General features: G+C 63.3%; 10 protein-coding genes. 7 read left to right on the plus strand and 3 right to left on the minus strand.

What is annotated here, in order from left to right; translation table 11 throughout:
- Positions 1-4: 4 nt before the first annotated feature.
- The 5 genes from J8G26_RS03420 to J8G26_RS03440 all read left to right on the plus strand — a co-directional run bounded on the left by J8G26_RS03420 (position 5) and on the right by J8G26_RS03440 (position 18487).
- Positions 5-11866, plus strand: a complete 11862-nt coding sequence (locus J8G26_RS03420; protein ID WP_210567931.1) for a DUF4214 domain-containing protein — start codon at positions 5-7, stop codon at positions 11864-11866.
- A gap of 354 nt (positions 11867-12220) precedes the next feature.
- A complete protein-coding gene (locus J8G26_RS03425) occupies positions 12221-13762 on the plus strand; it encodes a class I SAM-dependent methyltransferase (protein ID WP_210567932.1) in 1542 nt (513 codons plus the stop codon).
- A gap of 194 nt (positions 13763-13956) precedes the next feature.
- Positions 13957-14619 carry a Fe2+-dependent dioxygenase gene (locus tag J8G26_RS03430; protein WP_210567933.1) on the plus strand — a complete coding sequence of 221 codons (663 nt, stop codon included), beginning with the start codon at positions 13957-13959 and terminating at the stop codon, positions 14617-14619.
- 60 nt (positions 14620-14679) lie between these two features.
- Positions 14680-16335 carry a glycosyltransferase family 4 protein gene (locus J8G26_RS03435; protein WP_210567934.1) on the plus strand — a complete coding sequence of 552 codons (1656 nt, stop codon included), beginning with the start codon at positions 14680-14682 and terminating at the stop codon, positions 16333-16335.
- Positions 16336-16708: 373 nt separating this feature from the next.
- Complete coding sequence (locus tag J8G26_RS03440) at positions 16709-18487, plus strand: hypothetical protein (RefSeq protein WP_210567935.1); 1779 nt, start codon at positions 16709-16711, stop codon at positions 18485-18487.
- 73 nt (positions 18488-18560) lie between these two features.
- Here the strand turns inward: J8G26_RS03440 and J8G26_RS03445 are convergent, their stop codons facing one another.
- The 3 genes from J8G26_RS03445 to J8G26_RS03455 are packed head-to-tail and all read right to left on the minus strand — an operon-like array spanning position 18561 to position 20922.
- The gene (locus J8G26_RS03445) at positions 18561-20183 is read right to left on the minus strand and encodes a transporter substrate-binding domain-containing protein (RefSeq protein ID WP_210567936.1); all 1623 of its coding nucleotides are present in this window, start codon (positions 20181-20183) and stop codon (positions 18561-18563) included.
- Positions 20180-20671, minus strand: a complete 492-nt coding sequence (locus J8G26_RS03450; RefSeq protein ID WP_210567937.1) for a winged helix-turn-helix domain-containing protein — start codon at positions 20669-20671, stop codon at positions 20180-20182. The genes J8G26_RS03445 and J8G26_RS03450 overlap by 4 nt, the downstream gene beginning before the upstream one ends.
- Positions 20653-20922 (minus strand): response regulator, encoded by a 270-nt coding sequence (locus J8G26_RS03455; protein WP_210567938.1) that lies wholly within the window; start codon positions 20920-20922, stop codon positions 20653-20655. The genes J8G26_RS03450 and J8G26_RS03455 overlap by 19 nt, the downstream gene beginning before the upstream one ends.
- A 178-nt stretch (positions 20923-21100) precedes the next feature.
- Between J8G26_RS03455 and J8G26_RS03460 the strand changes: the two genes are divergently transcribed.
- Together J8G26_RS03460 and J8G26_RS03465 are read left to right on the plus strand one after the other, a co-directional pair.
- The gene (locus tag J8G26_RS03460) at positions 21101-22456 is read left to right on the plus strand and encodes a hypothetical protein (protein WP_210567939.1); all 1356 of its coding nucleotides are present in this window, start codon (positions 21101-21103) and stop codon (positions 22454-22456) included.
- Positions 22457-22973: 517 nt separating this feature from the next.
- Entirely contained in the window at positions 22974-23459 is a 486-nt protein-coding gene (locus tag J8G26_RS03465) for a hypothetical protein (protein WP_210567940.1), read from the plus strand.
- Positions 23460-23590 lie beyond the last annotated feature (131 nt).

Consider the following 23590-nt stretch of genomic DNA (forward strand, 5'->3'; position numbering starts at 1 on the left):
TTCCATGGCAAGTCAAGACTTCCTCAATAAAGCCTACCTGGCTTATTTCGGTCGCCCCGTAGATCCGGTGGGCGCCTACGCATTCAAGGATTCGACCGAAGTTGAGGTGTACGAAGCCTTCTTTGCCTCGCCCGAGTCCCAACGTCTCTACGGCACCGATTTCGGTGCCGAGCAAATCAACCGCATCTACAACATGCTTTTCGGCCGCGACGCCGAGCAAGAAGGCATTGACTACTGGCTGCACCAGATCGAACTGGGCTATCTCACCCCCGCCGGTGCAGCGCTCGGCATCATGAATGGCGCCCTGAATGCGGACAAGGTTGCCGTCGCCAACAAGCTGGCCGCATCGGCCATGTTCACCGCCTCCCTTGACACCCAGGAAGAAGCCGGCGCCTACGTGGGCGACGCAGCAGCCCAGCACGCCCGCGAATTCCTGCAGTCCGTCGGCACCCTGCCCAAAACCCAGGCACAGATCGACGCCGCCATCAACCAGCTCGTCGAAATCAACGAGCCCGGCGTCATCGGCAAGCCCAATGTCTTCACCCTGACCGAAAACGTGCTCGTTACCGAGGCAGTGCTGGCCAACTTTGAGCCCACCGTCAAGAACGTCACCTACATCGGCTTCAACCCCCACGCCCATGGCGAGACCGGGGTCGACAACCTCGACGGCAACAACCCCGACGGCAACGACAACAACCTCACCAACGAAACCATCACCGATGGTGGTGTGCCGCTGTACGATGTCTATGAAGGTAATGTCCTTTTGCAAAAGGGTTTCTTCTCCTACATCGCAGACATTACCGGCCTGAACTTCGTCGAGTTGGGCCTGATCAATGTGGGTGATGAAGTCGGTACCCTCACCGACGCGCTCAACGGCGTGGTCGATATTGGCGACATCACCGGCGACGGCAACACCACCACCGTCACGGTCACGGCTGCCGACGGCACCGTTCACACCGCCGAAGTCGACATCAGCAACGCCTACTTCAAGCTGCTGACCAATCTCGTCTTCGACGAAGAGAGCAACCTGCGCCTCTTCGAAAAACAGATCCTGAGCTACCCGCAGATCACGATCACCAAAGACGCCAATGGCAATGACTTGGCAGAGCCCTATCAGGTCAACGTCTACAAGTACGTCTCCGAAGCCGGCACCACCACCATCGTGCCCATCGTGCTGACCAAGTACAACAACAACGGTGGCACCGTTGAAAAGGGCGTCAATGGCATGCCCTACGTCACCACCACCGACGATGACCTGATCGTTGCCGGCCGTCTCGAGCTGCTGCACCAGGCCTACATCGACGCTGGCGAAGGTGTCAACACCCTGGAAGTGGACGCCAAGGGCTACTACGCCCAACCCAAGGCCCTCACTAACATCCAGCACGTCATTGTCAACAACCTGCCCAACGTCTACAGCGACAGCGAAGGTGAAAGCACCTACCCCGATCTGTCGGGCAGCGATAGCTACAAAAACTCTGTGCTCGACCTCTCCCGTGCGGTCGACATCGAAACCCTCACCATCACCGAAAGCCATTTCGACGGTCTGGGCACCAACCAAACCACGCCGGGCAGCCTCACTGTTTCCGGCATCCGCAATGGCGCTGAAACCACCATTGACGGCAGCTTCACCCAGAATGTCGTCCTGCACTTCGGCGCACTGCAAGGCAGCGGCGTGGATCTGGTGCTGAACAACGTCAACTTTGGTGCTGGTGCACAGCTGGTGGTGGCACACAACTCTCCCACCCTGAACATCAATTCCACCGGTGGTGGCAACTACATTGCCGATGGCAACCTCGGTGAGTTGAATGATGGCGACGGTGCCCTCACCACCCTGAACATCTCGGGCAACGCCCACCTGTTCATCGAAGGTGATCTGGACGAGTCGTTCCACGACGCCACGCCCGTCACCATCAACGCCGCAGCCAACACCGGCGGTGTCAACCTCAACCTGAGCGGTTCGCAAAACGTCACCTTCATTGGCTCGCAAGCCAATGACCGCTTCTCGGTGCAAACCAGCGAATCCGACGCCAACCCCTCCAACGACGAAACCGTCACCATCCAGGGCGGCGTTGGCAACAACTACTATGAAGTCATTGGCGCAGACAAGGTGTCCATCACCAACGCCGACGGCAACAACAACTACGAAATCACCCGCGACGGTGGCACCTCCACCGACCTGGTGACCATCACCGCGGGCAACGGTGCCAACCACTTCGAAATCGACCGCGTCTCCACCGCAGTGCTGACCGTCGGCAACGGTAACAACCAGTTCGACATCACCTCGGTCAACGGCTACAGCTACCTCGTGGGCGACAGCGTTGGTTCCAAGAGCAGCGTCACCATCGTCGCAGGCAACGGTGCCAACGATATGGACATCAGCGCTGACACCGATATCGGCACCGTCAAGGTCACGGCCGGCAACGGTGGCAATGCCATCAACATCGAAGCTGCCACCATCAACGTCACCTCCGGCACCGGCGCTGACGACATCCGCGTGGAAGGCCGCGACATCACCGTCGACGCAGGCGGCTCGGGCAACACCATCACCGTGGTGGGCACCGACGACGACTACACCGATGGCAACGGCGCCCTGATCAAGATCAACGCCGGCACCAACTCGGTCGTCAACCTCGGCAGCGGCGAAGACCCGCAATCCGACGCCTACGACGACTTCCCTGGCACCGGCGAACTGGTCGCCAAGGTCGGCTCCAGCATCACCGGCACCAACCTCACCCTCGTGGTCGACACCGTGGCCGACCTGCGTGCAGCCACCCTCTCCGGCATCACCAAGATCGTGCTGGATGACGACAACGACACCTACGCCGACTACGAGCAGGCCGATGGCGCTGCTGGCGACAAAGCCCTGCTGACCCTCACCGACAAGCAAGTCACCGCCCTCGTGGCCGCTGGCGCAACGGTCGAAGTCGATGGCGGCATTTTCAACACCAGCGCCCACATCAAGATCATCGTCACCCAAAACCTCGACGTGACCACCGGCGCCTGGGCCACCTGGCTCAGCAGCCTGCCCGCCAGCGTCGACCTCAAGTTCGAGATCAACGACGGCGCCACCCTCAAGCTCACCGCGCAGCAACTGCACACCAAGGTGGCTTCCGGCGGCATCACCATTGCCGACGATGGCAATACCGACCAGGTGTCGGGCAAGGTGTACATCACCAATGCCGGCCTCGACTTCGATCCGTTCAACAGCAGCGATCAGGTTCGTACCGTCATTGACAGCCGCGAGTACACGGGCGGTTCGCTGTCCGCCGACTTCGTCAAGGACCTGAACAATGACGGTAGCGTTCTGGACGAAATTGCAAGCGGCGACGGCGTTCAGCGCAACGAATGGGGCTACAACGTCCTGGTCGACCGTGTCACCTACGGCTACAACCGCCCGGCCGATGCACCGTCCTACAGCCGTCTGACCATCGACACCGATGTGCAAGGTGGCCAGATCGGTCCGTTCAGCACCATCGAAACCTTCCTGCGCATCGTGGGCGAGTCCGACTTCGAATTCACCCCCATGAAGGGTGGCATCGACGAATGGGGTGCTCCGATCAAGGGTGGTTCGTCCATCGCACTCGGTGTGGACAACGGCGAGCCGACCAACGCCTTTATGGTCGACTTCTCCGACGCTGGTGGCTCCATCAGCAATCTGACCCTTGCACACTTCGAAAACGCCAGCGCTATTTACGGCAATGGCACGGCCAATGCGCCTGTGCGTGTCAACGTCGAAATCGGCGGAGACCTGGACGAAACCGGTTCTCTCAACGACGCATCCGTCGCCAGCGAAGAAGCAGGCTTGGTCTCGCGCGACGTGCAAACCTATGTCGTCACCAAGATCGACGCTGAAAATGGCGAGGCAGAATTCTGGACCTCCCGCGTCACTGAAGGTCTCAAAACCCTCGGTCTGCGTGGCAACTACGAAGACACCATCACCTTCGGCAACACAGAGCGCGGCGTCGACTTCCTGCTCGAAGTCGCTTACGACAAGTTCGACGGCTACGCCGTGGGTAAGGTCGTGGCCGACTTCGCCCGTCCGGGCGCTACGGCTGTGGTCAACATCAAGGGCCTGAGCACCTTGCCTGCCGGCGAGACGCAAAAGGTTGCCGGTATCGACTTCACCGACGCCACCGCTGCCACCATCAACGTCACGGGCGGCAACACCGTCATTGAAAGCCTGGCCAGCGACGACGACGTGGACACCCTGGTTCTGAATGCCGACGCCAGCCTGACCATTGAAACCGAACTGATGGAGGGTGTGGACAGCGTCAACGCCGCAGGCGTGGTCGGCACCCTGACCATGTCCATCGACAACCCTGCCGAAGGCTTCACCTTCGTCGGTGCTGCCGGTGCCACCCACCTGACCATTGACGACGCAGCCGACGGCGCCATCGCCAGCATCGGCGGTGCAGGCCCCATCAGCCTGACCATTGGCAACGAAGTCGGCACCGACAGCGTGGATCTGAGCGCGACCACGCTGAGCAATGTCACCTCTGTCACGCTGTCCAACAACAGCACCCTGACCCTGACCATGGAGCAGGCCGACGTCATTGGCGCCGCCCACTTCGCAGTGGCTGAAGGTGACAGTGCAAATCTGGTGCTGCAAGGTCTGAACGACCAGCCGTTCGCCTTGGCCAACTACGATGTGGCAGGCACGCTGGGCGTCTCGGTCACCCTGGCCGCAGTGCCCGAAGTGCACCTGCACCCGGATACCGACCTGACCGGCATCGCCGGTCTGGAAGTGCCAGAAGGCACCACGCTGTTCCTGACCATGGAGCAGTTCAAGCAGCTCAACGACGATGGCACCATCACCGGCGCTGGCAACGTGCACATCACCGATGTGACCCAGGCCTCCGTGGGTGTGGCAGGCGAAGACCTCGACATGGACAGCGTGGACGTCACCGGCACGGTCACCCTGACCTTGGCCGAAAACGTGGACCTGTCTGATGCGGATATCTACAGCAGCTATAACAGCGCACCGCGTGTCGATGCTTTCAACATCGCTGGTCACACCCTGACCCTGGGCGATCTGCGTGATGCCGATGGCGTGGCCGTTGTGGGTGGTGCGAACAGCACCCTGACCTTCACGGATATCTCCGGCGTTTTGACCAACATCGATGCTTCCGGCTTCGATGTGGACTTCCTGCGCGTGACGAACCTGCTGGTGTCTGGCAACAACGTTGACTACATGTTTGCGGGCCTGTCCGAGCGTGTCACCAAGGTCGTGTACAACGGCATCGGCGACGTCGAAGGCCGTCTGCAGAACGTGGTGGTCGAAGCAGGCACCACGATCTTCAACGACATCTCGTTCAACGAGTACCAGCTCTCCTCCGAAGTCACGCACCTGTCCATGAACCTGCAGGGCGGCGTTGACATCGATGGCGACTTGGTTGTCTCCACGGTCGAAGTCAATGTCACGGACGACGGTCTGGTGCCTTACTACCTGCAAGAACTGGTCATCAACTCGACCGGCACGGCAGCCAACCGCATCAACGGCAACACCGCCAACGTCATCCGCGGCGACATCACCCCTGCAGCTTACGGCCCGGCCGTTGCTGTGGGCAGCCGTGACAACAACCTGAAGACGGTTGTCATCAATGCACAGCAGGCGTTCGAACTGGAAGGCCAGATCGTCTTCAGCTCGCACGGTGAAGACGACACTGGTCTGCTGGACGACACGCCTGTCGACGGCATCAGTGCCAACGACAACAGCGCTGCCATCGTCACGCTGACCGTCAACGGCACCGCTGACGTCACCCTGGGTGGCGTGCTGGGTGGCGTGAACACCCAGGACGACGACGTGGATGGCCTGGTGGTCACCAACGCCGGCACCGGCACCCTGTCCATCACGGTCGATGGCAACGACATCGACCAGGATGTGGTTAACGACAACAACGATGCTCTGAGCTTCCTGGGCAGCAACATCGAGCTGACCATCGTCAACGAAGTGAACCTGTCTGACGACGTGCTGACCGGCGTGAGCCAGATCACCATCGCTGAAGACGCTGCGTTGACCCTGACGTTCGCTCAGGTGAACGCAGTGGGCGCAGGCAACATCCTGTCTGGCGCCACCGATGACACCGTGGACGAAGCCCTGACCATCGTCAGCTACGACGGCTCGGCCTTCGACTTCTCCGCACTGAGCGACGAACTGATGGTCAACATCACCATGGCATCGGGCAGCATCACCCTCGATCCGAGCGTGAACCTGAGCGGCGCGAAGTCCATCACCGTTCCCGAAGGCGGCACGCTGAACCTGACGGCTGCCCAGTTCCAGCAACTGGCAGGCAAGGGCACCATCACCGCCCTCAACACCGACGGCATTGCCGGTAACGACAAGATCACCGTCAATATCACCGACCTGAAGCAAAGCGACATGTGGGTGGACGCCGATGGCGATGGTCTGGTTGAGGCCGGCGAAGGCTTTGACCTGACGGGCGTGGTCGTCGGTACGGGTGGCACTCTCACCGTTACCACGGCTGAGGACGTCGACTTCAACGCGTACACCAACCTCAACAACGGCACCATCAACATTGGTGGTTTCGCCTTGGGTCTGGCCTACGAGTCCCAAGCCCACAACCTCAAGGTCAACGGCACGGCTGGCTCCACGGTCACGTTCATGTTCGACATCGCGGGGCCGTCGATCAATGCGGCTGGCTACAACGTGGACACCCTGCGTGCCATGGCCGTCTCGGTAGGTGGCACCGACGTCGAATACATCATCGACAACCTTGCCAGCAGTGTCACGCTCAACCTCTACGAAGACCCGGAGGAGTTGGGCTATGTCTCGGCCATCCACCGCGTGGTTGTCATCGAAGAAGGCGTGGAAGTGCTCGGTTCGCTCGTCTTCAACGGCCAGGACGACGACCGCGAAGTTCGCACTCTCGCGATCAACTTCACGGGCGACGCTACCGACCGGACCGAAGCAGAGGACGTCGACAACAACATCGAGGGTTCTGTCATTGCTGGCAGCCTGATCCTCGATCGTGAAGTCAACGATAGCAACCTGACTGCCTCCAAGTTCCAGAAGCTCACGCTGAACTCCACCGGTGTGGGTACCAGCAACGGCATCACGGGCGGCATCACGCCCATCGCACAGGCCGTGATCAATCCTGACGGTACGGCAAACGTCGACAACAACCTGCTGAACATCGAAATCAACGCCGCGGCAGCCTTCACCATTGGTGGTTCCGTCACGTTCAACTCGACCGAAGCAGCGCTGAACACCGCCACGCTGACTGTCAATGGCACCGCACCGGTCACCATCCAGTCGCTGGATGTGTCCGACGCAGACATCGACGTGTTCAACGTGGTCAACAACGCTGGCACCCTCACGGTGACGGGCGCTTCGCCCTCCATCAATGCTGACGCTACCGAAAGCATCGTCTTCAGCGGTACCGGCGCCATCACGCTGGGCATGGTAGAAGCGGATGGTGAAGACTTCCTTGACGGCATCGACGGCGGTGGTGAACTGTCTTCGATCAACGCATCCGGCCTGACCGGCGCGCTGTCTATCGAAAACATCACCAACGTTGACACGGCCAACTTCAGCTTCGTCTCGGGCACCGGTGTCACCACGCTGCGCGTGTCCACCTCCACCCTGAACGACGACGACGCACCCACGGCAGAACCCGGCTGGTCCTTCGACCTGTCCGACGCCGCTGCGGGCAGCCAGTTGACCTTCGGTGACGGGCTGGCTTGGACCAACGGTGACCTGAACGTTGACCTCGGCACCAACGCCGTGCTGTACATCACAGCCGACACCGACTGGACGCTGCTGGACAACGTCAACATCACCGGCACCATCGTGCTGGGCAAGGGTGTGGACCTCAAGCTGACGGCTGCACAAGCCGATGGCCTGACCATCATTGCCGACCCGGCCATCAACGTGAACGAAAGCGTTGCAGGTTTTGTGGCTGCCGATGTGCCCACCGTGGCCATCACCAAGCTGGGCGACGCCGCCTACGACTTCAGCGACATCCTGGCCGGTGTGCAGGACAACATTGCTGTGGGCACCAAGCTGGTGGCCAACGCAACGCTGGAAGACAACGACGTCACCATCAACGCGGCATCCGACCTGGGCGACATCTCCATCACCCTGAAGGATGTGGCAAACGGTGTGGCAAGCAACGACGATCTGGCCGGCCAGACGATCCGCTTCAACACCAACGCCCAGGCCGAGCGCATCATCACGGTGAACAGCACGGGTGGCGACACCCCGTCCACCAACGTGGTCTGGCTGTTCAACAGCATTGCAGCTGCCGGTGGCATTGACACGGCAGGTTACTCTGCCGACATCACCCGCCTGTGGTTCAGCGAGGATCTGCTCACGGCCGAAGGTGGACTGGTGGAAAGCCTGTTCACCACGCTGCCCAGCACCATCCTGCGTGTGGACTTCACCGACCTGACCGCGCTGAACATCCTGTTCAACTCCAACGCGATCAGCCGCACGATGGAACTGGTCAACTTCGCCACGGTGGGCAACCTCACCTTCAGCGACGTGGGCCTGAGCCCTGAAGAGCACATCGAGAACCTCACCATCAAGATGGGTGGCTCCGCTTCGGTGGGCAACATCCTGATCGACGACGTGATCGCCGGCTCCAAGATCGACCCCAACTCGATCAGCTTCAACACGCTCACCATCGACTCGCAACGCGCTCTGCACGAGAACAACACCCTCGCCGCCGAGGCCTACCTGAACGACAACGACGGCATTGCCGAACTGCGTGACGGTATTGATGCAGACGTGCTGAACGACGACCCCGAGAACGTGCAGCCAGCCAACAACAACACGGTGGGCAACATCGGTGTGGGCAACACCAACACCGACATTGACCTGATGAACGTGGTGCTGCAGACGGGTGCTCCGTCGGTGGTGGGCAATGGTTCCCTGGGCGCAGGCGCCGACCTGACCCTGGGCACCATCACCTACGACAGGCAGGCTGGCGCTGCGGGTTCCTCCGTGGCCTCCCTGGTGGTCACCGGTAACAACAACGTGACCATGAAGTCCGTGGACACCAGCGATGCCGACATTACCGGCTTTGCGCTGGACGTGAGCGGCTTCAGCGGCACCTTGACCGTCACCGGCGGCAGCCCTGCGGGCGACTTCGTCACCGACGAAACCCTGACCATCATCACTGGCACAAAGGCTGAAACCACCATCAACTTCGCCGGTTTCACGGCGGTTGATGACGGCAACGAAAGCGTCACCGTCAGCTACCTGCTCAACGGCGTGGAAGGCCAGGTGGTGATCAACGACCCGGCCATCGACTTCACGAATGCTGCAGCCCTCAAGGTAGCCGTCGCAGCAGCCCTGGATGACGTGGCAGGCATTTCGTCGCAGATCAGTGGCGGCAACGTCGTGATCACCGAAGAAGGCGGCAACTCCTTCGTCATCACCCAAATCACCGCAGCTGGTGATGAAGGCTCCGATGGCCAGGGCGCTGGCGCCATGACCACCGGCATCGTGACGAACAACGGCGGCCTCAGCACCGTCCTGTTCGGCACCAAAACCGACGGCACGGGTGCACCGTACGCCGGTGTCAACGGCAGCGACCTGTCCACCATCACCGTGACCGGCAACGGCTACGTCAACCTGGGCGTCCTCGCCCAGATCGACGGCACCGATGACGCCAGCGCCGACCTGGACAACGATGGCGACACCCTCGACGCCGGTGAACACGCTTTCACCCTGAACGGCAACGGCAACACCTACGCCACCCTGGGTGCAGGCAATGTCGACGGCAAGCTGGTGGCCCCAAGCCTGGCAGTGGGCAGCAGCTGGTACATCGATGACACGTTCCTGACCATCACCGAAGACGTCGAGTTCGTGACAGGCGGCACCCTGATGCTCAATGACACTGAGCTCACCATCGTGGGTGACGTGAACCTGACCGCCTTGGTGGATGACCCTGCCACTGTGGGCGTGATCGAGGGCCTGTTCTTCTCCGGCAACAACTCCATCAAGGTTGGCGCAGGCCAATCGCTGACCCTGACCGTGCAGCAAGTGCTGGCCCTCCAGGCCAGCAGCGTGATGGTGTTTGGCGAAGGCACCGTCTATGTCACCGGCAATGCCGATAACGTGGATGGTGGTGATCTGGGTGACTCGCTCAAGACAGTCCATATCGACCTGTCGGGTGTGACCCTGACGGCTGTGGATGGTGCTGATAGCGTCTCTACCGATGACGACATCCTCGAGTTTGAGTTGCAAGGCGCCCTCCTGGACGATGGCACCACCGATGCCAAGGGACAGGTGCTGGTGGGCTCGAAGAATGATGATGAGATCACTCTGTCGGCCTTTGACGATACCGTCACTGCTGGCTTGGGCGACGACACCATCGATGCTGCCCGTACGACCGGCTGGTACACCATCAATGTGGATGCCGGCACTGACACGTTGCTGAACGCGCCGTACTCGGGTAACGTCAAGGCAGGCGAATTCGATGTGCTCAATGTTTCCGCAGGTGCGACGGTCGTTGGCAATCTCCCGACGGGCGATGTCGACTTCGTGGCCACAGCCGCGACGGTGAACAACGGAACTGCCACCATCAACGGCAGCACCGGTATCAACACCATCGACCTGTCGAAGGCCACCGGTGCCAACGGCTTCACCATCGTGGGCGGAACGGCTGATTCCGTGGGCGGTGCCGATGCTGGCGACGTGATCATTGGCAGTGCCAAGAACGACGTCATCAACGGCGGTAACGGCACCCAGTCGGATGAAGACCAAGTGGACACCTTGACCGGCGGTCTGGGCAACGACACCTTCGTCTTTGACGTGGTGATGAGCCAGCCTGAAGTGCCGACGGTGAAGTACACCGTGGACGCCAAGGACTACGCCACCATCATGGTGGAGGCGGACGACAACGACGACAACGACGAGATGCTGACCATCACCTATGTGCTGAACGGCGTGGCCAGTGCCATCCTGATCGACAACGATCCGGCCTTGGACGTGAAGAATGCTGACGCAGTGGCCACCGCCATTGCTGCGGCACTCGATGCGGTCAACGGCATTACTGCCACGGCGACAGACGACGTCGTGACGGTGTCGGGTGACAATGGCAACTCGGTCGAACTGGTGGGCACGGCTGCAACCGTGGGTGGCACGCATAATGGTCTGAATGCTGCTTTGAACAATACCCCTGGCGGCCCGCTGGTAGATGTACCGCAGTCTACGGACGTGACCATCCCCGCCTCGGTGGACGTTGGCAACGTGTACAAGATGACCGTGACCCTCAAGGAAGGTCAGGTGATCGGTGTGCAGTACAAGGCGGCAATCGGGGATGATGCAGCGGATATTGCTTCTGCCCTGGCATTGGCCTTCAACCAGCATCCTTCGAACTCCGTGAACGTTGGTGTCCCTGGCGAGCAGCTCGGAACGGCGGTTCTCGCTGACGCTACGCTTGGTGTCATCACCCTGGACGATTCCGTGGCTGAAAACGGTGGCTTCACCGTGGCTGTGGCTGTCGATCCGGCCGTGGTGGGCACCAGTGCCTCGGAGTACCCGCTGGACTCTGGCTCCTACCTGACGGCAGACATCATCACGGACTTCCTGGTGGCTGGCGCTGACAAGATCCAGATCGAGGGCATGGCCCAGGGTGAAAGCGCCAACTACGACGAAGACGCTGGCGTGGCCGACTTTGAAGCTGCCCTCGATGCTGCTAACGACGCCATGGACGGCGCCAAGGTGTACTACCTGACCAGCATTACCGACGACGAAGCGTCTGGTGGTGGAGGTGGCGCCATGGGCGTGCTGTTCTTCGACGCCAACAAGGATGGCACGGCGGACGGCTTCATCAAGCTGGTGGGTATTACCGCTGCCAACTTCGACGCTGCCAACATCGCCTCTGGCCTCGTCTGACGCTTCGATCGCCTGACCCGGCCCTGTGCCGGGCAGGCATCGCCTGCAAAACCCCCGTGCCCTGCAAAGGCCCGGGGGTTTTTTCATGGCGGGCCGCTTTTTCAGCAGCGCCATGGTGTGTGTGAATTGCTATTGTTTAAATAGCTGCTCGCCCTTGCATTGCAAAGGCTAGAGGCTGATTTGGCTTGAATTTTCCAGGATGCGCGCAGCCCGGGTAAGGGCAAAGCCCGCACCCGGGGGCCGCATGGCGGTGGCACCCCCACGGCGTATGCGAAGGGGCGGCTCCGCACGGCCCCGGGTGCGCTACGCTTACCCGGGCGACACCGGAACACTGAAATGAATGGAGACGATCAAATGACACTGGACTGGACTGCGGGTTACACCGCCGAGGTGGATTACACCTACGGCTATTACGCCGAGCTGAACCCTTTGCGCATGCGGCTGGCCCTGCTGCAGGCGGGCCTGGCCTGCCCACCGGTGGGCGCGGCCTGCGAGCTGGGTTTTGGCCAGGGCATGAGTGTGAATCTGCACGCCGCAGGCGGCGGTGTGCAATGGTGGGGCACGGACTTCAACCCCGCGCAGGCGCGTTTTGCGCAAGACCTGGCCGCCGCCGCCGGTGCGGGGGCACGCCTGCATGACGATGCGTTTGCCGACTTTGCCCAGCGCACCGATCTGCCCGACTTCGACTTCATGGCCCTGCATGGCATCTGGAGCTGGGTGTCCGATGCCAACCGCCAGGTCATCGTCGATTTGGTGCGCCGCAGGCTCAAGCCGGGGGGCGTGCTGTACATCAGCTACAACACCATGCCCGGCTGGGCGTCGTTTGCACCCATGCGGCATTTGCTGGCCTTGCACGGCCAGACCCAGGGCAATGCGGCACAAGGGGTGCTGGCGCGGGTGGATGGCGCACTGGCCTTTGCCACCCGCCTGATGGAGGCGCAGCCCCAGTTGGGCAAAGCCCATCCGCAGCTGGCGCAGCGCCTGGAGGCGCTGGGCCGCAATAACCGCCAGTACCTGGCGCACGAGTATTTCAATGAGCACTGGCAGCCCATGTATTTTTCAGACATGCAGCGCTGGCTGGGTGGGGCCAAGCTGCAGTTTGCCTGCTCGGCCCATTTGCTCGATCATCTGGACGCGCTCAACCTCACTGCGCCACAGCAGGCGTTGCTGGCCAGCCAGCCGGATGCCGCCTGGCGCGAGACGGTGCGTGATTTTCTGGTGAACCAGCAGTTCCGGCGCGACTATTGGGTCAAGGGCGCGCGCAGGCTGTCTGCGCTGGAGCAGGGCGAGCAGTGGCGCCAGCTGCGTCTGATGCTGACGTCCCGCCGCGAGGGCCTGGAGGTGAAGCTGGCCGGGCGTCTGGGCGAGGCCAAGCCCCAGGGCGCTGTGTATGACGCGGTGCTGGATGCCCTGGCCGATCACGCCGTGCTGACCGTGGGCGAGCTCGAAGGGCGGCTTGCCCATCTGCCGGGCCTGACGCTCGCCAAGTTGCGTGAGGTGGTGGTGGCGCTGGCGGGGGCAGGGCATGTGGCGCTGGCCCAGGAGCCTGCAGCCGCCGAGGCAGCCCGTGGGGCCTGCCAGCGGTTGAACGCAGAGATCATGCACCGTTCGCGCTCCAGCACCGATTTCAGCTGTCTGGCCAGCCCGGTGACCGGCGGGGGCGTGGCAGTGCAGCGTTTTACACAGTTGTTCCTGGCGGCGCAGGCCCAGGGCCATACCAACGCCGAGGGCATGGCCAGCCATGTCTGGAACATCCTGAACGTCCAGGGCCAAAAGATCCTGAAAGACGGCAAAGCCCTGCGGACCGAGCCGGAAAACCTCGCGGCGCTGCAACAGCAGGCGCAGGAGTTCCTGAGCCACCAGCTGCCGCTGCTCCAGCGCCTGGGCGTGGCCTGAGCGCACGGTGCGCATCCCCCCGGGTGCGCTGCGCTGACCCGGGCCACAAACCCGGGCGTACCGGGCTGCGGGGTGGTGAGGGCACTTATCATGTGCACCACCATGCCAGTGGCTGCCGGGCCTGCGTGGTGACCCCGTTCATTTTCAGAGGCGCACCGGTGCCGGTGTGCCCCAACAGCAAAGAAAGCTCAGTAATGGAATCCCTCTATGTCATCCCGCAGGTGCTGGGGCCTGAACAGCTGGCACAGGTGCACAGCAGCCTGGCCGGTGACGTGTTCACCGATGGCAAAGCCAGTGCGGCCGGTATGGCCAAGGCGGTCAAGAACAATGAGCAGGTGGATGCTGCCAAGGTGCCGGGCCTGATGCAGATGCTGCAGGGCGCGGTGCTCGGCCATGCCTTGTTCCGCCAGCTTGCCATGCCGCGCGCAGTCTCCAAACTCATGGTGAGCCGCTACCGGGAGGGCATGGAGTACGGCACGCACACCGATGCGGCCATCATGGACACGGGCCACCGGTCTGACATTTCATTCACTTTGTTCCTGAGCGAGCCCGAGAGTTATGACGGCGGCGAGCTGGCCATGGAAACACCGTTTGGCGAGCAGCGCCTCAAGCTCAAGGCCGGCAGTCTGATTTTGTACCCGACCGGCGGTTTGCACCGTGTGACGCCCGTCACCCGTGGTGAACGCCTTGCCGTTGTGGGCTGGGTGGAGTCGCGCGTGCGTGATGCGCGCCAGCGCGAGATCTTGCTGGACCTGGACCAGGTGCGCAAGGCCTACCTCGACAAAGTGGGCCACGACCGCATGGCAGACCTGTTGCTCAAGTCCAGCACCAACCTGCGCCGCATGTGGGACGACTGACACGGCCTGCCATGACTGATTGTCCGTGCCGCGCCCCTGAAGAAACCCCCTTGAGTCATCATGAACTTTGCACTTTATTACGCGGGCGATGCCTACTCCACGGCCGCCAAAATCATGGGCCGACAAAGCGCAGGCCGTGCCTTGATGAAAGGGGTGGTGCGTACCTGGCCTGACACCGTGGTGCGCGGGCTGGGGCCGGCAGCGCAGGGCGGGCGTGCACTGCTGGCGCAATTGCAGGCAGACGGCTATGCCGGCCAGGTGCGTTGGAGCCGCCTTGCCGACCTGCAAACGGCCCGGGAGGCCGGTGCGGTGTACTTCCCGTCGCCCGGCCCGCAGGATTTGGCCCACCTGCGCAATCGTGCGCACCCCGCCGCCTTCAGCATCATGGCCGCCACGTTCACCTTGTCCTCGGCGGGCGCCATGGACGATGTGGCGGGCTGGGTGCTGCCCCCTTACCGTCCGTGGGATGCACTGATCTGCATTTCGGAGTGCGCCAAAACCATGGTGACCCAGCTGCATGACGAGATGCGGGCATGGTGGACGGATGAGGCGGGCCCGATGCGCTTCAACGCGCCGCAGCTGCCGGTGATTCCGCTGGGCGTGGATGTGCCTTTTTTTGCGCCTGTGCCCGCACACAAGCCCTTGGCGCGTCAGGCGCTGGGTGTGGCGCAGGACGAAACGGTGTTTTTGTTCTCGGGCCGTTTGTCGTTCCATGCCAAAGCCAACCCTGCGCCGCTGTACCAGGCGCTGGAGCAGGCAGCACGGCAGTCGCCGGTGGTGTGTATCGAGGCGGGTGTGTTCCCCAACGAGTCCATTGCGCAGGCCTTTGCGGCAGCGCAGAAGGCATTGGCGCCTTCGGTGCGCTTCATCCATGTCAATGGGCAAGACGAGGCGCGTTACCGCCTGGCGTGGCAGGCAGCGGATGTGTTCGTGTCGCTGTCCGACAACATCCAGGAAACCTTTGGTTTGACCCCGGTGGAGGCCATGGCTGCGGGGCTGCCGGTGATCGTGGCCGACTGGAATGGCTATCGCGAGACCATCCGCGATGGCGTGGACGGGTTTCGGGTGCCCACGGTGCTGCCGCCTGCGGGCGCGGGCCTGGATCTCGCGCTGCGCCATGCGATGCAGACCGACAGCTACGACATGTTCATCGGTCGCACCAGCATGGCCACGGTGGTGCAGCCCGAGGCGCTGGCCCAGGCCGTCTGCCGCCTGGCAGCCGATGCGGCGCTGCGCCAGGCCATGGGCGCAGCCGGGCTGCAGCGGGCACGGCAGGTTTTCGACTGGCCTGTGGTGTTGCGCCAGTACGCCGCTTTGGCCGCCGAGCTGGGTGAAATCCGGCGCCATGCCGCCCCGCAGGCCCAGCAGCCACGGGCCTGGCCGCAGCGGGCCGATCCGTTTGCGCGGTTTGCGCATTTCTCCTCGGCCACGCTGCAAGGCAGCTGGCCGGTGCAGGCCCGGCCGCAGGCCGCTGAGCGCTTGCAGGCCTTGCTGGATTTGTCGATGGTCAATTACGCCTTTGACGCCCGGTTGCTGCCGCGCGACAGCCTGGCCGCACTGCTGGCGGTGCTTGAAGCCGACACACCCCATACGGTGGACTCGGCCCTGAAGGCGGCAGGGCAGAAGTCGCCCGCTGGCACCCGGGCGCTGATGTGGCTATGGAAGCTGGACCTGGTGTCCCTGGCGCTCCCCCCGGCGCACCGCACCGTGCCATGACCTCGGTTTGCGTGGCACGGCCCCGGGTGCGCTGCGCTGACCCGGGCTACAAACCCCACCGTAGCCCGGGGGGCCCGCACGGCGGTCGATGAACCACGGCCCATGCAAAAGTGCGGCTCCGCACGCCGGTCATGCAACCACGGCACCTGCGAACGGGCAGGCCCCACGCTGCCCATGCCCCCCACGGTGCCATGACAAAGGGCAGGGTGGCACCAACCCCGCGCCTGCGCAAAAAAAACTGGACCGCTAAAAGCCTTGCCGCTAGCATGTGTAACAAACATCGACCGCCGCCCCGGCCCCAGGCGCAGTTCACCCCGTGCGGTTGCCCGGCGTTGATGTTCACCCCTCCCTCCCACCCGAAAAGAGACAACCCATGTCACAGATTCCCCCTCTCACCATCCGGGGCAACGCCCGCAACAACTACCTCTACGGCACCGCCATCAGCGACGGTATCAACGCCGGCTTGGGCGACGACTACCTGCGCGGTTACGCGGGCAACGATTATTTGTGGGGCGGCGCAGGCTCCGACCGGTTTGTGTTCGAGCGCACCCAGACGCAAAACGGCCTGGATACCATCAAGGACTACATGTACGCACCCGCCGTCGGCGGCGGCGAGGTGGACGTGCTGGACTTCTCCCTCGTCGGCTTTGCGCGCAACGCGCTGTCGCGCAACGGCGCCATCGAGAACGGCATCGACAACGTCGTCCGCTTTGTGGACGACGGCATAGGCGGCGGCGCCCGCGTCGAGGTGTCCCTCACCGGCGCTGGTGGTGAAACTTACACGGAATGGGCCACGCTCGAAGGCCTGTACGCAGGCAATTTGGTGCATTTCCGTATCGGCGCGCACACCTACACCCGGCCGGTGCAGGGCACCCCCAGCACCGGCCTGCGCTACGACATCGGCAACGGTGACCGCAACGGTGATGGCGCAGTAATGGATGGTGAGGATGAGTATCTCAACGACTTTGCCGACGATGACGACCTGTTTGACGACCGTCTGATTGTGGGCATTGAGGGTGGTGACTACAACGATACGATTCACATGGGCGCCGACGTGCTGATGGGCGACCGTGTGGTGGGCTTTGGCGGCACCACGGCATTCACGCCGGGCGTTACGGCCCTGCGCCTTCCAGAGAATGTGACGGACTCAGGTGACGATGCCGTGGATGATGGGCAGTTTGAGGTGTATTACGGCACGTACGATGCCGCCACCGACATCTTCACCGTGACCAGCACGCCGGACACCACGGCCGACCCCACCCGTGCCACGCATACCATGGTGCTGTACGACAGCGATGGCGATTCCGAAAGTGGCGATGTTGGCTCCCTGGGCGGCATGGTGCTGCAAGGTGTTTATGCAGAAAACCAGTGGTACCTCGATGACGCCGGCCGACTGCACTACGCCACCGATGCCGTGGAGCCTGGCAATGAATTGCCTTGGCTGGGCGACGAAAACGTGCTGTACGGCACCAACGATCGTGAGTTCTTCGACGGGGGTGATGGCATCGACATCATCTATGCCGGTGGGGGCAGCGATTTCTTGTTTGGAGGCGCCAGCTTGGACAACAAGGGCCGCGATATGGGCCCCCGCCCCGACGGCAATGACTGGCTTTACGGCGGCGGCGGCGCTGATGCCTTCTTTGCCACCAACGTGGTGGAGGGGGGCATCGACAGCATCAAGGACTTTTCGGACAACGGCGGTGCTGCCAACACCAGTGATGTGATTGTTCTGGTGCAGGAAGCCGGGCTCGCCTCGCACTTTTTCGAGATTTTCCGTAACACCGACACGCCCTCCATTCCGGATGGCGTAGTGGTGACGAATCTGGTTGTTGCCCAGATGGGTGACGAGGGCGGTTTGTTCGATCTTGGCGACCTGACGGTCGATCCGGACGAGTCGTTGGACGAGATGATGGTGCAGGCCAACGGTGTGCGTTGGGGCGCCCCCGACGACCTCAGTGGCGAGTACAACGTGTACCGCTTCCGCTATGACGGCAAAGAGTACCTGTTCTGGGATGCTTGGGGTGATGGCTATGCGGGTGAGGCTCCGGTGGATGCGCTGCCGCAAGGTTTCGATGACGTGGTTGTCGAAATCACCGGTGCTGCGGGCTTGAATGCCAGCAACATCGTGTTGCTCCAACAGGGCCTCATCTGACGCTCTTTGGCCATCTGTGCCCCGGGCGTGCAGCGCTCGCCCGGGGCTGCTCGGACACCCGGGGGCGCCCGGCTCATGGGTATGGGGCAGGCAGGCGCAGGACAAAACACGCGCCTTGACCTGTGGGCGATGCCAGTGCCACGGTGCCTCCGTGCAGCTCGGCCACCCGTTTCACCAGGTGCAGCCCCAGGCCCACCCCCGGCTTGCCCTGCCCGTGGGCCCCGCGCATGTAGCGGGTGAAAATCACGTCCTGCTCCGGCGCCGGAATCCCCGGTCCTTCGTCCGACACCTCGATCGTCACCCCCCCGGCGTCGCCCCGCACCTCCAGCGTCACCTTCGAGTCGGCAGGGGTGTAGCGCAGCGCGTTCACCAGCAGGTTGCGCACGGCCACCTGCAGCAAGTCCGGGTCGGCGTGCATGCAGGTGTTGCCGCTGCCGCCCACGGTGATGCGCTGCCCCTCGTCCAGTGATGCCGCCACGTCCTGACACAACGCCAGTACGTTGACGTCTTTTCGCCGGGGCGTGAGCGCGCCGTTGTCCAGCCGGTCTTTGGTCAGGAACTGGTCACTGAGCTCCAGCAAGCGCCGGACGCCGTCCCGGATGCGCTGCACCCGCAGCTGGCTGGGCCCGTCATCCGCCTGAATCAGCAGGTGCAATGACCCCGCTGCCCCGTCGATCATGGACAGTGCCGTGCGCACTTCGTGTGACAGCAGCGCCACCAGCTGGCTTTGTTCGCGCTGTGCCTGCAAGGCCTGTTCCACGCGGGCTTCGGCCAGCGCGGTGCGTTCGCGGTCCAGCTGGCGCAGTTTGCGGTGCCAGAAAATGCCGCCCAGCAACAGCGCCATGCCACCCGCCAGCACCTTCCAGAGCAGGCCGTAGTCCGGGCCGTGCCGCACCTCGATGGCGGCATGCCGGTTGGAGATGGCCTCCCGCTCCTTCGCGGTGATGCTTTGCACGCCTTTGTTCAGCACACTCAGCAGCAGGGGCTCGGTTTTCAGCACGCCCATGCGCAGGGCGTTGGTGTATTCGGGCACCTGCCCGGCAATCTTGAGGTTGAACCAGCCTTCGTGCCGGATGGTGTAGGCCGCCACAATCAGCGAGCGCAGGGTCATGTCCGCCTTGCGGCTGGATACCAGTTCAATGGCTTCCCGCTCGGTCTCGGTGGTCACCACCTTCAGCTGCGGAAAATCCCGCCGGATGCGCTCTTGCACCATCGTGCCGCCGGGTACGGCAACGGTCTGCCCTTCCAGCTGGTGCAGGTCGGCAATGTAAGGGTGTTCTTCCCGGGTGATGAGCACATTCGGGTCGGTGAAAATGGGCTCCGTGAAGTTCAGCCACTGGCTGCGCTGCGGGGTCTGGTTCAAAAAGCTCATGGCCTGGCAGCGCCCGGCGCGGGATGCCGCCAGGCTCTCTTCCCAGGTGGCCACCGCCAGCGGCTCGATGGTCAGGCCCGTGCGCTGGGCCACCAGTTGCACCAGGTCGGCTGCTATGCCCACATGGCGCCCCTGTGCATCCAGATGCTCAAACGGCACCCAGTCCGGGTCGACGCACAGGCGCACGCTGCCATGCTGTTGCACAAAGGCGCGCTCTTGCGGGGTCAGCGGCAGAGGGGGCGGGGCCGTTTGCGCCCACGCAGCGCCCAGCAGGCTGGCTGCGGCGCTCACCCAGGCAAGGGCCATCCACAGGCGGGCTGTCATGGTGCGCTGCCGCAGTCCCACGCATAGCCTACGCCGCGCACCGAACGTATCGGGGCCGTCAGGCCTGTTTCGCGCTCCACCTTGGCCCGCAGCCGGCTCACAATCACCTCCAGGCGGTGACGGTCCCATTCGTCGGCCAGCATGCCCATGGCCCGCGCCATTTCCACATGTTTGCAGGGCCTGCCCTGCCGGGCCGCCAGTTCGGCCAGCAGCTGCAGCTCGGTCAGCGTCAGTCGCACCGTGGTGCCGCTGGGCGCCAGCAGTTGCGCCCGGCTGGCCTGCAGCGTCCAGGGTTCGCGAACGGCGTCAAGACCGTGCTGCGGCACCGGCGCTGCGGTGCTCAGGGCATGCCGTTGCAGCAGGCGGTGCAGTATCAGGTCCAGCTCGTCCACATCGACCGGCTTGACCAGGTACGCATCGGCACCGGCCGCCAGGCCGCTCAGCCGGTCATCACGCTGGCTGCGCGCTGTCAAAAACACCAGCCCCATGTGCGGGTTGGGGCGCGCAGCAGTCTGGCAATACTCAGACCATCCTCTCCCGGCAGCCCGATGTCCAGCACCACGGCCGCCAGTGGCTGTGTGACCAGATGGCGGTACAGGCCCGCAGCGTCGGCAAAGGCCGCCACCGCAAACCCCCGGTGCTGCAACTGGAAGGTCAGCTCCTCGCGCAGCACGGGTTCATCTTCCACCAGACCAATGGCGGCATGGGCAGCGTGCGGAACGTTGACAGCATGGGACATGGGTCAAGCGTAGCAGCTCAAAACTCACCGGATTGAGAGCTTTGGAGAGCCAATCCGCAGGGGTTTGGGTGATAGTTGCCTCAAGCCAATGCATGAGGGCCCATGTGCGCAGCAAAGCCGCTGTGCAACCGGCTCTCGTTGCGGGTCACCCATCACCCCCTATCCAAGGAGTCCATCCATGACACGAGACCTCAGAACCATCACGGGCAATGCCCGCAACAACTACCTCTACGGTAGCAGCGCCGATGAAAGCATGAACGGCGGCCTGGGCGACGACTACCTGCGCGGCTATGGCGGTGACGACTTCCTGACCGGCGGCCAGGGCGCCGACCGCTTTGTGTTCGAGCGCACCCAGGCGGCCAACGGCATTGACACCATCGAGGACTACAACTACGGCCAGAGCGACGTTCTGGACCTTTCCCTGGTGGGCTTTGCGCGTGGCGTGTTCAACCGGGGGCCGTTGAACAAGGTCATCCGCATCGTGCCGGGCGAAGATGACGGCGACCCTGCGCAATTGCTCATCGACGTGGATGGCGGCGGCAATTCCTTCCAGACCTGGGCCCGGCTGGAGGGCCTGGACCTGGGGGACACCGTCAAGATCCGTGTCGGTGCCAATCTCTATGACGTTCCCGTCGCACGCCCCCCGCAGCCGCTGATCACGGCCTTCGCGGTGAGCGAGGTGAACGAGCTCTCGGTCACCGCCAATGGTGCAGCAACGGCTGCGTTGTACGCTTGGGACACGGAGGGCGGCGTGGGGCCGCTCATTACCGGTACGTCCACGTCTTTGAACGCCAACACGCCTGGCTTCATCACGGTCAGCGCACAGACGGACGTGACCGAGGCCGTGCTGCGCCTCGCCGACGGCGGGGCGCCCACGCCGGATACGCACGTCTTTTTGGGCACTGCTGGCGCAGACACCGTCTGGGGCTCCGATGCGGCCGACATGATCTTTGGTTTCGGCGACTACGACGCCGTCTCTGGCGGGGGTGGTGCAGACACTGTGCAGGGGGGCGCGGGCAATGACTACATCATGGGTGGAGAGGACAATGACGTGCTCCACGGCGATGAGGGTGACGACTACCTCTTGGGCGAAGCCGGCGTGGATGTGCTCTATGGCGGAGCCGGCAGCGACTGGTTGGAGGGGGGCGCGGGGGTGGACAACCTCTACGGTGGAGAGGGCAGTGATGCCTTCGGCTTCAATGCGACCGACCTCGACACCACGGCAGGCCTGGTGACGGACATCATTCAGGACTTTGTCAGCACCGACTACGACATGATCTACGGCTCCTTCGGCGCAGCGACCGAGAGCAACTACGCTGAGGCCGAGGCAGCGGTAGCGACTCTGGCGGATCTGCTGACCGACGCTGGCGTGGTGCTCGACGGCGCCGTCACGTATTACGTGGGTCAGGTTGCGGGGGGGGATGCGTACCTGGTGACCGATGATGACGGCAGTGGCTATACCGAAGTCATCCAGCTCGTCGGCGTGTCGCTCAATGGCATATCCTGGGAATCTATCGTCGACTTTCAGGACTGACCTCCCCCCAGCCCCGTAGCCCGGGTAAGGGCAAAGCCCGCACCCGGGGTCCGCACGCCGGTCGATGAACCACGGCACATGCAAAAGGGTGGCCCCGCACGCCGGTCGATGAACCACAGCCCATGCAAAAGTGCGGCCCCGCACGGCCCCGGGTGCGCTGCGCTTACCCGGGCTACAACCCGGGCTACAACCCGGGCTACAAGCGCCGCCTGCCCCGGTAGGCGGTGCGGGTGAAACCCCTGAACCCCTGTCCCCCAACGAGGTGACAGGGGTTCTTTTTTGTGCCTGTGCCCGCCCGCACCCGGGGTTCGCACGGCGGTGCTTGCACCACGGCCGTGAACACCGGGCGGGGCATTCCCCGGGTGTGCTGCGCTTACCCGGGCTACAGGGCGGCCCATGGCTTGCAGCCGGCTCTCTCTGGGCCACAATCCGGGTTCATGAAAACCCACCGTATCCACTGCACATTCCCGGCCCGGGCCGTGTCGCTGTCTGGCATGCACTGCACGGCAACACCGCCATGAAGATGGACGTCACCTACCACCCCGGCCAGGACCGGCTTCGCCTGTGCCTGCGAAACGATCAGCAGCGCACCGACTGGTGGCTCACCCGGCGCATCACCCTGCGCCTGCTGCACGCTTTGATCAACCAGTTGCAAAAGGTGCCTCTGCCCACGCTGAATGCGCCCTGGCTGCCCCGCACCAATGAGCGCGAAATTGCGCAAGAGCACGCCATGTCGCTGGAGTTTGACGCCATTCGCGCGGACGACCCCGGCAGCACCGCCGGACCCGGCCCATTGGAGCAGCTGGTGGACACGGCGACGCTCACGGTCAGCCCGACCGAAACCCGGCTCCAGCTCGCGGCAGGCAAAAACAGCGCCCAATTGACCCTCACCCGCATGGAGTCTCACGCCCTGGCCGAGGCCCTGGCCCTCATGGCTCGCAAGGGCGGCTGGCTGGCCAGCGTCGATCTGCCCCCATGGCTCGGCCAGACAACCCCCACGTAGCCCGGGTAAGGCCACAGGCCGCACCCGGGGTCCGCACAGCGATCCATCACCCACGCCTCATGACAAAGGCCCGCGCGGTGCCACCCCGGGTGCGCTGCGCTGACCCGGGCTACAAGGCAACGGGGCCCGCC

The organism is Acidovorax sp. JG5, assembly GCF_017939685.1.
Lineage (GTDB): Bacteria > Pseudomonadota > Gammaproteobacteria > Burkholderiales > Burkholderiaceae_C > Acidovorax.

Coding starts and splice junctions, on each gene's coding strand:
- J8G26_RS03420 (WP_210567931.1), top strand. CDS start 5: ATGGCAAGTCAAGACTTCCTCAATAAAGCCTACCTGGCTTATTTCGGT.
- J8G26_RS03425 (WP_210567932.1), top strand. CDS start 12,221: ATGACACTGGACTGGACTGCGGGTTACACCGCCGAGGTGGATTACACC.
- J8G26_RS03430 (WP_210567933.1), top strand. CDS start 13,957: ATGGAATCCCTCTATGTCATCCCGCAGGTGCTGGGGCCTGAACAGCTG.
- J8G26_RS03435 (WP_210567934.1), top strand. CDS start 14,680: ATGAACTTTGCACTTTATTACGCGGGCGATGCCTACTCCACGGCCGCC.
- J8G26_RS03440 (WP_210567935.1), top strand. CDS start 16,709: ATGTCACAGATTCCCCCTCTCACCATCCGGGGCAACGCCCGCAACAAC.
- J8G26_RS03445 (WP_210567936.1), bottom strand. CDS start 20,183: ATGACAGCCCGCCTGTGGATGGCCCTTGCCTGGGTGAGCGCCGCAGCC.
- J8G26_RS03450 (WP_210567937.1), bottom strand. CDS start 20,671: ATGGGGCTGGTGTTTTTGACAGCGCGCAGCCAGCGTGATGACCGGCTG.
- J8G26_RS03455 (WP_210567938.1), bottom strand. CDS start 20,922: ATGTCCCATGCTGTCAACGTTCCGCACGCTGCCCATGCCGCCATTGGT.
- J8G26_RS03460 (WP_210567939.1), top strand. CDS start 21,101: ATGACACGAGACCTCAGAACCATCACGGGCAATGCCCGCAACAACTAC.
- J8G26_RS03465 (WP_210567940.1), top strand. CDS start 22,974: ATGAAGATGGACGTCACCTACCACCCCGGCCAGGACCGGCTTCGCCTG.